Annotated in this window: 13 protein-coding genes and 1 tRNA gene; 6 read left to right on the plus strand and 8 right to left on the minus strand. The window is 68.9% G+C overall.

From position 1 onward, the window contains the following. The first annotated feature begins 172 nt into the window (after positions 1-172). Complete coding sequence (locus ACFY0U_RS10495; protein ID WP_388633183.1) at positions 173-1,051, plus strand: YIP1 family protein; 879 nt, start codon at positions 173-175, stop codon at positions 1,049-1,051. Between the two features lie 192 nt (positions 1,052-1,243). Then, positions 1,244-1,657: an Imm10 family immunity protein gene (locus ACFY0U_RS10500; RefSeq protein WP_388633186.1), complete on the plus strand. Its 414-nt coding sequence runs from the start codon at positions 1,244-1,246 to the stop codon at positions 1,655-1,657. A 53-nt stretch (positions 1,658-1,710) separates the two neighbouring features. On the opposite strand, the gene ACFY0U_RS10505 is transcribed toward ACFY0U_RS10500, so the two are convergent. After that, positions 1,711-2,061 (minus strand): hypothetical protein, encoded by a 351-nt coding sequence (locus ACFY0U_RS10505; RefSeq protein ID WP_388633189.1) that lies wholly within the window; start codon positions 2,059-2,061, stop codon positions 1,711-1,713. On the opposite strand from ACFY0U_RS10505, the gene ACFY0U_RS10510 reads away from it, so the two are divergent. Continuing rightward, the gene (locus ACFY0U_RS10510; protein ID WP_388633192.1) at positions 2,048-2,257 is read left to right on the plus strand and encodes a hypothetical protein; all 210 of its coding nucleotides are present in this window, start codon (positions 2,048-2,050) and stop codon (positions 2,255-2,257) included. The two genes, ACFY0U_RS10505 and ACFY0U_RS10510, sit on opposite strands and share 14 nt — an antisense overlap. Then, the gene (locus ACFY0U_RS10515; RefSeq protein WP_388633194.1) at positions 2,254-2,748 is read left to right on the plus strand and encodes a hypothetical protein; all 495 of its coding nucleotides are present in this window, start codon (positions 2,254-2,256) and stop codon (positions 2,746-2,748) included. Before ACFY0U_RS10510 ends, ACFY0U_RS10515 begins: the two co-directional genes overlap by 4 nt. Before the next feature lie 149 nt (positions 2,749-2,897). Here ACFY0U_RS10515 and ACFY0U_RS10520 read toward each other — a convergent pair whose 3' ends face one another. Together ACFY0U_RS10520 and dcd are read right to left on the minus strand one after the other, a co-directional pair. After that, positions 2,898-3,407 (minus strand): phosphoribosyltransferase, encoded by a 510-nt coding sequence (locus ACFY0U_RS10520; RefSeq protein ID WP_388633197.1) that lies wholly within the window; start codon positions 3,405-3,407, stop codon positions 2,898-2,900. Further along, a complete protein-coding gene (dcd, locus tag ACFY0U_RS10525; protein WP_361516665.1) occupies positions 3,404-3,979 on the minus strand; it encodes a dCTP deaminase in 576 nt (191 codons plus the stop codon). The genes ACFY0U_RS10520 and dcd overlap by 4 nt, the downstream gene beginning before the upstream one ends. A 501-nt stretch (positions 3,980-4,480) precedes the next feature. Here dcd and ACFY0U_RS10530 point away from each other — a divergent pair. After that, a tRNA-Gly gene (locus ACFY0U_RS10530) sits at positions 4,481-4,554 on the plus strand. 452 nt (positions 4,555-5,006) lie between these two features. Beyond that, a complete protein-coding gene (locus ACFY0U_RS10535) occupies positions 5,007-6,752 on the plus strand; it encodes an RICIN domain-containing protein (RefSeq protein ID WP_388633200.1) in 1,746 nt (581 codons plus the stop codon). A gap of 396 nt (positions 6,753-7,148) precedes the next feature. On the opposite strand, the gene ACFY0U_RS10540 is transcribed toward ACFY0U_RS10535, so the two are convergent. From ACFY0U_RS10540 to ACFY0U_RS10560, 5 genes are all read right to left on the minus strand, one after another. Continuing rightward, on the minus strand, positions 7,149-7,934 hold the full coding sequence (locus tag ACFY0U_RS10540; protein WP_388633203.1) for a hypothetical protein: 786 nt from the start codon (positions 7,932-7,934) through the stop codon (positions 7,149-7,151). After that, entirely contained in the window at positions 7,931-8,461 is a 531-nt protein-coding gene (locus ACFY0U_RS10545) for a SigE family RNA polymerase sigma factor (protein WP_388633206.1), read from the minus strand. The genes ACFY0U_RS10540 and ACFY0U_RS10545 overlap by 4 nt, the downstream gene beginning before the upstream one ends. A gap of 658 nt (positions 8,462-9,119) precedes the next feature. Continuing rightward, on the minus strand, positions 9,120-9,710 hold the full coding sequence (locus tag ACFY0U_RS10550; RefSeq protein WP_388633209.1) for a hypothetical protein: 591 nt from the start codon (positions 9,708-9,710) through the stop codon (positions 9,120-9,122). A 17-nt stretch (positions 9,711-9,727) separates the two neighbouring features. Then, positions 9,728-11,200, minus strand: coding sequence for an ATP-binding protein (locus tag ACFY0U_RS10555; RefSeq protein WP_388633212.1), 1,473 nt, complete (start codon positions 11,198-11,200; stop codon positions 9,728-9,730). Further along, a complete protein-coding gene (locus ACFY0U_RS10560; protein ID WP_388633215.1) occupies positions 11,197-11,880 on the minus strand; it encodes a response regulator in 684 nt (227 codons plus the stop codon). The genes ACFY0U_RS10555 and ACFY0U_RS10560 overlap by 4 nt, the downstream gene beginning before the upstream one ends. Positions 11,881-11,889: the final 9 nt, after the last annotated feature.

The following is an 11,889-nucleotide window of genomic DNA, read 5'->3' on the forward strand; positions in this document are numbered from 1 at the left end:
TGCCCCTGACCGCCCCGGCCGGAGGTCGGTCCGCCGATCGCGGGCTGACCCTCACGACGTGTCAGGGACAGCCGTGACAACCCCTTAGGGGATGTCACAGCTCGGCCGCAAAGCCGGGCCCGAACCCTCGGGCCCGGCACGCGGCTCTCCGTAACCAGGTACGTTCGAAGGCGTGGCTGGATTCAGGATCGGACGCGGCCGGGACAACGGCGCTCCTCACACGCGACCGCAACAACCTCCGTACGGGCAGCAGGCTCCGCAGGGACCGTCGTACGGCGGCTACCCCGCGCCGCCGCCGGGACAGCAGCCGTACGGCGCTCCCCGGGCCGGCGGCTATGACGAGCCGGAGTACTTCGGCGACGGCGGATACGGGCAGCAGCCCCAGGGCGGCCACGATCCGTACGCGGCGAACAACCCGGGCCACACCCAGGCGTTCTCGGTGGGCGAGGACCCCTACAACCAGGGCGGCACGTACCGCGCGGGCTCGACCGCGCCGTCCGCCCCGGTGGGCCCGCGCCTGCACTGGAAGGACCTGCTGAGGGGCATCGTCACGGCCCCCAACCAGACCTTCCTCCAGATGCGCGACTACACGATGTGGGTCCCTGCCCTGATCGTGACGTTCCTCTACGGCCTGCTCGCCGTCTTCGGCTTCGACGGCGCCCGCGAGGACGCCATAAACGCCACCCTCTCCAACGCGGTCCCGATCGTCCTGACGACGGCCGTGGCCATGGTGCTGTCGTCCTTCGTCCTGGGCGTGGTCACCCACACCCTGGCCCGCCAGCTCGGCGGCGACGGCGCCTGGCAGCCCACGGTGGGCCTCTCGATGCTGATCATGTCCTTGACGGACGCCCCCCGCCTGGTCTTCGCCATGTTCTTCGGCGGCGACGCGACCTTCGTCCAGGGCCTCGGCTGGGCCACCTGGGTAGCGGCCGGCGCCCTCCTGACCCTCATGGTCTCCAAGTCCCACGACCTCCCCTGGCCCAAGGCCCTGGGCGCCTCCTCGATCCAACTGATCGCCCTGCTGTCCATCGTGAAACTGGGCACGTTCTGACCACCTGAGCACCACCAGAAAGAGGGGCTCCCCACCACGGGGAGCTCCTCTTTCATCACACCGCCCTCCTCAGGCGTCGAGCACCTGCCCGGCCCGCTTGACCACGGGAGGTTCGACGGACCAGGGATCGTTGACCGCATGAGGGTCGTAGCTCGCCGTGGCGATCTCCCCGCGTGCTGATAGAACACGGTCATGACCTACAGGTTCGTTGCCCGTGCCGCCGGGGCGGAGATAGATCTCGACTACGACTGCTTCGTCGAGGCGGGTCTCGCAGAGGGAGAGGACGGCAGCGGCTTCTTCATGCTGTTCCAGTGCAGCGCCGATGAACCGGATGAGCAGGACGTCTCCCTGGGATTCGACACGCACTGCGTGGTCACCCCCGACCAGGGCACCGCATACGGGTGCGTACGGTCGGCCGAGCTGACCGGGAACATCCTGCGCATCTCCCTGGCCCCCGCGGCACTACCGGCGCTGGACCTGGCGGACACGGAGATCGAGGCAGTGTTGGAGGCGCCGGCCGAGGACATTGCCCGCTTCCGCGAGGTGCTCCCCCGGGTGCTGGCCTACGGTCGCGAGGATGCGCGCCCCGCTCAAGTCGCCGTCTGAACACCGAGAAGGCCCGGCCAAGGCCGGGCCTTCCTCCAGTCGGTACGGCAAGGTCATCGCCAGATGGGCTCGATCAGACTCGGATCGAACTTCCGGCGCCCCTTCCCAGCAGGGTGGATCAGTACGGCCGACAGGCTGTGCAAGATCAACGCCCGCTTCCGCTCGATCGGGAGGGAGTGGAAGTCCTCCCCGATGTCCGCGCTCAGGGATTCGGCTTGCTGACGCGCTTTGTTGAACCGACCGCGCTCCAGCTTCAACTCATCGCGGCGCCGCTCAAGATCCGGCAGCAGCAGAAGCAGTGTCGACACGGTCTCGGGCAGTGCGGAGTGGTCAGCCGGAGCGCTCCTCGCGAAGGCCAAGGCCACGGTCAGTGCAAAGGTCGTGGCCAGCGTGACGGTAACCACCGGACACACCTACACTCACGAGATCGCCAGAAACAAGTACGGCCATCTGCAATACGGTTCGTGGGGTTACAAGACGACTTGGAAGAAGTGGCGTTCCAATAGCGGACGTAGCTGCGACACCGTCGAGATCGGTCATGGAACAGCAACCTTCCCCACGTCGGAAACCGGCTGGAAGTACTGGGAAACCTCGACATGATCAGTATGAACTCACGGGCATGGTTCGTCGGATGCGCTGTGGCAGCGTCGGCCCTGCTGCTGGCCTCGTGCACTTCTGACGGCCGCGACGGCGAGGCCGCCAATCCCCAGTCATCACCGCCCTCGGCAAGTGAATCTCAGGCCGCAGCCAAGGCACAGGAGAAGAAGCTCACCGACCGGGCCCAGGCGGCCCTTGCCACCGTTCAGGGTGGGAAGATGGTGGAGGCTGGCGCGGAGCGCGTAGCCGACGGCATCCACACCGAGCCCACTCTGCGCCAAGGCAAGACATACAAGGTCAACCTGGTGTGCATGGGCAGCGGCAGCGCGCACTTGACGTATACACCGGCGAGCACCGGGCCGAAGATCGAGGTGCCATGCGATCAGTCAGTGGTGCAGCAACGGCTCACCGTGCACAAGTTGCCGGTACGCATCGATGTTGAGGGCGCCAAAGGATCTACAGGCGTGATTGCCTGGCAGATCGACATGGTCTGATATCGGCACCCAGGTGATACCGGTATGACCACCGACGACCGATCCATCTGAAACTCTGGATCGGAAGGCAATCGTCACTTCGAGCAGCAAGAGAGCCCCTCGCGGACCTACCGAGGGGCTCTCTTCGCGATCTCCAGGAAACGTGCAGCTCAGACCGCTTCCTTGTTCTCCTTCGGCGCCTCGCCCGACCTATGTACCGGAGGCAGCACACTCCACGGGAAGTTGATCCACTCGTCGGTGCGCTTCCACACGTACTCGCACTTCACCAGGGACTGCGTCTTCTCGTAGATGACGGCGCTGCGGACCTCCGCGACGGCGTCGAGGCAGAAGTCGCGGACCAGTTTGAGGGTCTTGCCGGTGTCGGCGACGTCGTCGGTGATGAGGACCTTTTTGGAGGAGAAGTCGATGGCGTTGGGGACGGGGGCGAGCATGACGGGCATGTCGAGGGTGGTGCCTACGCCGGTGTAGAACTCGACGTTCACCAGGTGGATGTTCTTGCAGTCCAGGGCGTAGGCGAGACCGCCGGCGACGAAGACGCCGCCGCGGGCGATGGACAGGACGATGTCGGGCTCGTAGCCGTCGTCGGCGATGGTCTGGGCGAGTTCGCGTACGGCGACGCCGAAGCGCTCGTACGTCAGGTTCTCCCGTACGTCGCTCATACCTGCGTCCTGTGGAAGTTGAGGAAGGAACGGGAGGCCGTCGGGCCGCGCTGGCCCTGGTAGCGGGAGCCGTAGCGCTCGCTGCCGTAGGGGAACTCGGCCGGCGAGGACAGCCGGAACAGGCACAGCTGGCCGATCTTCATGCCGGGCCAGAGCTTGATGGGGAGGGTGGCGAGGTTGGAGAGCTCCAACGTCACGTGCCCGGAGAAGCCGGGGTCGATGAAACCGGCGGTGGAGTGGGTGACGAGACCGAGGCGGCCGAGGGAGGACTTGCCCTCCAGGCGCGAGGCGAGATCGTCGGGGAGGGTGATGACCTCGTACGTCGAGGCGAGGACGAACTCGCCGGGGTGGAGGATGAAGGGCTCGTCGCCCTCCGGCTCCACCAGGCGCGTGAGGTCCGCCTGCTCGATGGAGGGGTCGATGTGGGGGTAGCGGTGGTTCTCGAACACCCGGAAGAAGCGATCGAGGCGCACGTCGACGCTGGACGGCTGCACCATGGATTCGTCGTAGGGATCGATCCGTACCCGCCCGGCATCGATCTCGGCCCGGATGTCCTTGTCTGAGAGAAGCACGCCCCGAGGATACGCAAGGCGCGCGGACCGACCACCATCGGACGGTCCGCGCGCCTGGGTACTACTCCTTTACTGCTTCTCCAAGGTCACCGGAACGACGCTGCGAAGCCGGGCGCAGCGCGGGCACCGGACCAGGCGCCCGGGGCCGAGCCGCTCGGCCTGCTGCATCGGGAACGAAGCGGTGCTGAACACGTGCCCATCGGCACAACGGACGACAGTGCGCTCCATCAAGTTCTGGAGTCCCTTCCCCAAGAGCCGCGTCCGGCTGCTGCTCGCCGGACGACAAATGCCACATTACGGGATGGAAGGAACGACTCTCCAGGCGGCACTCCGACCCCTCCCGGAGCCTCTCCCACCCCTCCACCGTACGCCCCAACTCCGGCCCCCCGCAGCCCCATCGCCACCCCGGAACGCACACAGACCCCACGGCTTCAGCGCCGGGGGTCTGACATGGGGTACAGTGACGAGGCGTCCGGACACCGATCTGAATCGGCGTCTTACGCGGGTGTAGTTTAGTGGTAGAACATCAGCTTCCCAAGCTGAGAGTGCGAGTTCGATTCTCGTCACCCGCTCCATGATTAAGGCCCAGGTCAGAGACCCGGGCCTTTTTGCTGTGCGGGGTGATCAGCGGTCGCGTTTCCAGTGCATGCCGTACCCCTCGCACAGGATGCCCAGGGCGAGGGTGTCGGAGATGCCGGCGTACCCCAACCTTCCCCGACCAGCCATCAGGCGTTCGCCACCGCCGGCGTCAGGCGTGCCGTGCTCCGCAGCGAACGGGAAGCGGTCAAGGCGAAAGAGTCTGTGGATCTTCGCGGCAACCTTTTTCGGCCTCTCGGACCACTAAGCGTTGTCCGGCCAAGCGGTCCGGTCAGATGCAGCGGCGGAAAGCGAGAGCACAGGCATGTCCCTGGAACGAGAGCACAGACGTGTCCCAGGCCCACCCACGTCACCGGTGGCGTCCCGCGTCGGCGGCCACCGTGCCGACGGCGGCGCGCGCGGTGACCGCCCGAAGCATCGTGGCCGTCGGTTGCTCGCGCGTCGGGGTCTCTGGGCGGGTCTCGCCACGGTGGTCGTGGCCGGCTCGGCTGTCGTGGTCAACCAGGCTTCGGCGGAGCAGAAAACCCTGGATCTGAAGAAGTGGTACGTGCTGGTCAACCGCGACAGCGGCAAGGTGCTGGACGACCTCGGCTCCGCCAAGAACGACGGCGCGGCGGTGGTGCAGTGGAGCCGTCACGGCGGGGCCAACCAGCAGTGGCGGTTCGTCGATTCGGGCAACGGGTACTACCGGCTGCAGAACCGGACCTCCGGCAAGGTGCTGGACGACCTCGGCTGGTCGAAGACCGCCGGCTCCGCCATCGTGCAGTGGAAGGACCTGAACGCCACCAACCAGCAGTTCAAACTGGCCAAGTCGTCGGACGGCTACGTGCGTCTGGTCAATCGCTTCAGTGGCATGGCCGTCGGTGTCAAGAAGGCCACCAAGGCCAACGGGGGCGACATCGTCCAGAACCGCGACCGGGGCGGCGCCAACCAGCAGTGGAAGCTCGTCGCGGCCGGTAGCGTCGCCGGCGGCACCGGGAACCCGGGGAACTCCGGCAGCACGCCCACGCCCGGCGGCAGCACTCCGGCGAGCCAGGCTCCGAGCGGCACCCACCCGGCGTCGCCGCCGGCGTCTCCGGCCGCCACCAACGGCAGCTCGACGGCACGTTTCCTGGGCAGCGACAAGGTGTTCATCGGCGGATCGATGACTGACGCCTCGGCGAACGCCGCGCCGTTCGACGTGCGCTACGCCTATATACACAGCCAGCCCGCGCCCTCGTCGGACGCTTACACGGCATCGCGTTGCAAGGCTGAGTGGTCGGCCTGGTGGGGCTGCTGGGGCGGCACCAGCACGGCGCCCGGAAACCAGGTGACCTGGCAGGACAGCGTGGCGGCCCAGGCGACGTACCAGGGCAAGTCGCGACCGCAGAAGTACCTGTGGACCTGGTACTCGTTGCGCGACCTCGGGGACATGGCAGGCGAGGGTGACGGCCCGGGCGAGGTCAAGGCCATCGACAGGCGTGACCTGCTCACCAAGTACCTGAACGACTACCGGTTCTTCCTCCAGAAGATCGGCAAGTCCCACGACATGATCGACCTGGAGCCCGACTTCTGGGGCTTCGCCCGGACGCTCGGCAATCTGCACCAGGTCCCCGCGCAGGTCACGGGCGCCAACCCGACGGACTGCGGATCGCAGGAGAACAGCGCCTCCGGACTCGCCCAGTGCCTGATTCACATGGCGCACAAGTACGCGCCGAACGCCGCGGTGGGGCTGCACCTCTCCTGCTTCGACTGGGAGAGCAACCTCCAGAAGTGCGTCAAGGACTACGCGGACCTCGGGGCGAAGAACGCCGACTTCCTGGTCACCGATGTGTCGGACCGCGACGCGGGCTGGTACGCGCAGCCGGCCCACGGCAGCCGTGACACCTTCTGGAACGACCAGAAGGCCGCCGCCTCGCTGAAGTTCTGGAAGACGATGGCCGAGTCCGTGGGCAAGCCGGTGGTCCTGTGGCAGATCCCCGTGGGCAACATGGCGGGGAACAACACTCCCGGCCACTTCAAGGACGACAAGGTGGACTGGCTCTTCGGCCACATGGACCAGGTGGCGGACGCCCACATCGCCGCCCTGCTGTTCGGTGCGGGGTGGTCGGAGCAGACGACGCCCGAGACCGACGGCGGAAACCTGATCCGCAAGACGATCGCTCATCACAACTCGGGTGGTACGACCCTCAAGTAGGCGAAGCTGACGAATGCGCCCCCATCTCTTCGATGGGGGCGCATTTCGTCGTCTTCGTCGGGCTGAGGACCTCTCCCATGGGCGCCGGCCATCGCCGCCGTCGGTGCGGGCGCCGATAGAGGCGGCCTTGGCGAAGGGGGTGATCGCGCTGACAGGTGACGGCGAGGAAGCCGAGTTCGACCGCGAGGCCGGGACAGTGCGGGCCGTCCGGGTCGATGAATGCGCCGATGTGGCGAAGGATGCATGCGGCCCGGGACGCCGGCGCCCACACCGCGCAGGACCAGGAGCCCACCCATCAGCCCGACAAGCCTCGCCGAGCCTCCGCCTGGTCCCCAAACGATTGGAACCCCAGCCGGCGCACGGCTGGGGTTCCTCGAGGCGGTGAGCAGCGGTCCTTCACCGGGTCGGGACGAACCCTCCCCGGACGGACGCGGAGCCGCCCGAAGCCTGCGCGTCGACGCGGTAGCCGTCGCCCGCCGCACTGCGCGCCCCAGTGCCGTTGTTGAACTGGGCGGCGAACTCATGGCTCCCGGCCGGCACGGTCAGGCCCGGCTTGAGGACCCAGCGGTAGACCAGCGTGCCGCCGGCCTCCTGGACGGTGACGGTGAAGTCAGCACTCGGCAGGGTCTGCCAGGTGCCGGTGTTCTTCGCCTCGCCGGTCTGCACGATCCGGATCTCGACCGTGAGCGAGGTGAGCGGCTGGGTCGTCTTGAGGGCGAGGTTGCTCTGCGTCCAGTAGACGGTGCTCTGCGGGTCCAGCGAGCCGGCCGACCACAGGGGCCCGCTCTGGCTCTTGCCCGCGGCCGGCGATGGACTGCTGGCCGACGGAGTCGGGCGCACGCTGCCCGGGGTGGTGGCCGGGGGCGGCGCCACAGGGGTCGGCCGGGCCGATGTCGGCTGCGGGGAGCTGACCGTCGGGGACGGAGCGGCAGGCGTGGTCACGGTGGGCGACGGCGACGAATTGGCGACGATGGCCGCGACGGCGAGGCCCCCGGTCGCCATGATGCCGGTCGCGGCGAGCCCGGCGAGCGCGACCCTGGTCCCGGACCTCGCGAACGGCCGCGCGCGGTGACGGACGGCGGGGCCGGCCATGCCGCGTTGCACCCGGGCCAGCATCCGCGCGCGGTCGGGCCGGTGCGCCTCGGCGGCCTCGCGCAGCCGACGGGCGATCTCGTCGTTCACCGGTTCCTCCTCCCTGCCACCAGGTCCCCGGCCGCTCGTGCGCCCAGTATCCGTTCCAGCTCGGCCATTCCCTTCGAGGTCTGGCTCTTCACCGTGCCGACCGAGATGCCCAGCGCTGCCGCCGTGTCCTTCTCCGACAGGTCGAAGGCGTGCCGCAGCACCACGCAGGCACGCTTGCGGAACGGCAGCCGGGCGAGCGCCGCGCGGACGTCCAGTACGGCCGCCATGTCCGGCCCCTCCACCTGCTCGGGGCCGCGGGACCAGAACTGGGTGATCCGGCGTCGCTCCCGCACCGCGTTGCGGATCCGTCCGCGCGCCAGGTTGGCCACCACACCGCGGGCGTAGGCGAGCGGGTGGTCGGCCTGCCGCAACCGGTCCCAGCGCTGCCACAGGGCGACCAGGGCATCCGCCGCGAGGTCGTCCGCCGCGTCGGTCTCCCCGGTCAGGAGGTGTGCCAGACGGGCAAGTTCGGCATAGTGGCGTTCGAAGAATTCATGGAACTCCGCGGACGCGTCATCGAGGACCATCCCCCGGTCGCCCTCTCCTGGCAATGACGTGCGCGTTGGTTGCGCGTTCAACAACAATGGGGGCGCAGCCTAACAGCGCCCGGCCCGGGATTGGAACAGCGGTCGTGCTCGGTTGCGGGGCGATGAAGGCTGACCGGCGGACTGGTGAATACCGGGCGAACCGGACGCCGGGCGGCTGCGCGACGTCCGGCTGAACGGCGGTGCCGTCGACGCTCAGCCGCTCCCCGTAGATGTCGGTGATCCTTACACGGGTTCCGCTCCCGAGGGACGGCACGCCAGCACACCGACGACCAGCAGCGCCAAGGGAATGCCCGTGACCGGTCCGCGCCTGCGCCACGGTTGCGGCGCGGCGTGCTTCGTTGCCCTCATGCCCGTCCATCCGGTAGTTCGACTCGGTCTTCCGACTTCCAGTTGCCGCAGAGGACGAAAAGGTTGCCGCCCCGACGCTGTTTTCTCGGTCGGCAGTCCCGACGAGCCCGCGGTCACCGTGGACGCGGCGGCAACCTCCACGGTCGCCTGGGACCTGGAGGCGACGGAAAAGGCGCTGCTGAACGCCCCTTGGGAACTGGGCTCCGAGGTTCTCGGCTGGTTCGCCTGGAACCCGATCCTGAGGGTCGCTCGTTCCATCGCCCCCAGCGTGTTGAAGCAACCCCCGCGGTCAGTCGTCGCGTGGCGGATTCGTCTCTGTCGGGAGGGACCTGCCGCTGCCGGGCGCCAGCCCGCAGGTGTCCGAGGTCGACGTGCCGTCCTGGCCCCTCAGTACCACGAGGATCTGGCCGTCGGCGTCCTGGCTGTAGGCGATCGTGCAGGTCAGCTGGCGTAGGGCGGTGTTGTCGAGGGTTGAAAGGGTCAGGGGGAGGCGGGTGGTGATGCGGTCGGGGGAGGTGTGTTCGACCTTGACGGTTGTGTCGGGGCGGGGGGTGGGGAGGGCGGTGGTGAGGCCGACGGCTCGGTCTTCGGGCTGGAGGCCGGCGAGCAGTGCCGTGACGACCTTCTCCGTCGGCACGGGCCGGGTCGTGTCCTGGTCTCCGGAGGACGCGAGCGATCCGTCGCCGAACACCGTCGTCGACCCGGTGTCCCGGATCACGGGGCTCAGCCCGCCGTCGGGGGCCCGGAAGAACAGCAGCATCTGGGACTCGCCGTCATAGAAGGCCTGGACGCTGGCGGGACCGCCCGCCTCGATGACGTCGGTCTCCTGGATACCGCAGCCACCGAGCAGCGGCAGGCAGGCGGCGACGGCGAAGGCCACGGCCGACACACCTCGCCTCATCCGCCGGCCCCCTCCGAGTGAAGCGGTATCTCGACGGCGAAGACGGCACCGCCCCCGGGCCGGTTCCCCGCGTGGATGGTGCCGCCGTGCAGCTTCACGTTCTCCAGGGTGATCGCCAGTCCCAGACCGCTGCCCGCCGAGCGGGTACGGGCCGCGTCGGCCTTGTAGAAGCGGTCGAAGATGTGCGGGAGCGATTCGGGGCGGATGCCCGGTCCGCCGTCCATGACGTCGGTGATCAGCACGGGCGGTCCCGGCAGGCGTGCCTCGGTGCGCAGCCGTACCGTGACGGGCGCCCCGCCGTGGCGCAGGGCGTTGCCGACGAGGTTGGCGATCACGACGTCGAAGCGGCGCGGGTCGAGCCGGGCCCGGATGCCGTCGGGGAGTTCGGTGCGGATCCGGTCGTCGGTCCAGTGCCGGTTGTGGAGGGTCTTGCGGATCGCTTCGGCGACGTCGACCTCGTCGGCGTTCAGCTCGGCCGCGCGGGCGTCGAAGCGGGAGATCTCCATCAGGTCCTCGACGAGCACGGCGAGCTTTCCGGTCTCCATGCTGACCAGCCGGACCGCGCGGGCGGTGTCGGGGTCCAGACCGTCCGCGTCCTCGTCGAGGACCTCGGTGACGGCGAGCATTCCGGCGAGGGGGGTGCGCAGTTCGTGCGAGACGTCGGAGGCGAAGCGGCGGGCGCGTTCCTCGGCCTCGCGCAGTTCCCTCACGGATCTCTCCAGTTGGCCCGTCGACTCGTTGAACGTGCGGGCCAGGTTGGCCAGTTCGTCGCTGCCGCGCACCCGGATCCGGGTGTCGAGCCGGCCGCTGCCCATGTCCCGGGCCGCCTGGCGCAGTTCCCGCACCGGACGCAGCACGCTGCGCGCGGCGATCAGGCCGGGTATCAGCGCGATGGCGAGGCCGGGCAGGGCGCCGTCGCGGGCGGCCATGAGGAGGGCGTCGACGTTGATCTGCTCGTCGGTCATCCGCATGACGGCGTACAGGACGAGCCCGGTGGGCAGCACGCTGTCCGGGCCGGTCTTGAAGACGGTGGGCATGGCGATGGTCAGATAGGGGACGCCGTCCTTGACGACCCGTTCGAAGCTGCCGTGGGGGTTGGCCCGTGCGGCGCGGCGCAGTTCGGGGGTGATCACGGTGGAGACGGGGTTCTCGCCCGAGGAAGCGCGCAGCGAGCCGTACTCGGCGAAGACCACCCAGGGGTGGGGCTTGCCCTTGCGGGCGATGTCCCGCAGGACGTCCTCCATGCCCTCCTCCCGCACGGGCAGGGGGAAGCCCGTCTGCTGGACGTGCTCGCGGAACGACGTGACCGCCGTGTCCTGGGCTGTCACCAGCAGCGAGTTGCGGGCCTCACGGTAGGTCAGCGCGGCGGTCGTGCCGGCGCTGACGGCGGCGACCAGCAGGAAGGCGAGCAGCAACCGCGCGCGCAGCCCGAACGCCCTGATCCGCGAGCGCTGCTCGCCGCTGCTCACAGCGGACCGAAGCGGTAGCCGAAGCCCCGCAGTGTCTGGACGTAGCGGGGGCTGCCGGCCTCGTCCTCGATCTTGCCGCGCAGCCGCCGGACGCACGCGTCGACCAGGCGGGCGTCGGCGTGGTAGCTGTGCTCCCAGACGTGCTCCAGGAGTTGCTGCCTGCTGAACACCTGCTCGGGGGCGGCGCACAGGTGCAGCAGGAGCTTGAGCTCCGAGGGGGCCAGCGCGAGCCGGCGGCCGGCCTTGGTGACGGTCAGTCCGACCCGGTCGACGGTGAGTTCGCCGTAGACCTCGATGGCCGGGCGGCCCGGGCCGCTGTCGTCCATGCGGCGCAGGACGGCACGGATCCGGGCCTCGATCACCTCGGGGCGGGCGGGCTTGACGATGTAGTCGTCGGCGCCGGCCTCCAGTCCGATGACCACGTCGAAGTCGTCGCCGCGCGCGGTGAGCATGATGATCGGCAGCTGGCTCCGCTCGCGGACCTGCCGGCAGACCTGTACGCCGTTCATGCCGGGCAGCATCAGGTCGAGGAGCAGCAGATCGGGGCGGAACTCGGCGAGCGCGGCGAGGCCGGCCTCGCCGGTCGCCGCCGCCCGTACGTCGTGGCCGCGGCGGCGCAGACCGAGTTCGACCCCCTCGCGTACGGAGGGGTCGTCCTCGATGAGGAGCACGCGGGGCATCGGCAGTTC

Source organism: Streptomyces sp. NPDC001536, assembly GCF_042894505.1.
Classification (GTDB): Bacteria; Actinomycetota; Actinomycetes; order Streptomycetales; family Streptomycetaceae; genus Streptomyces.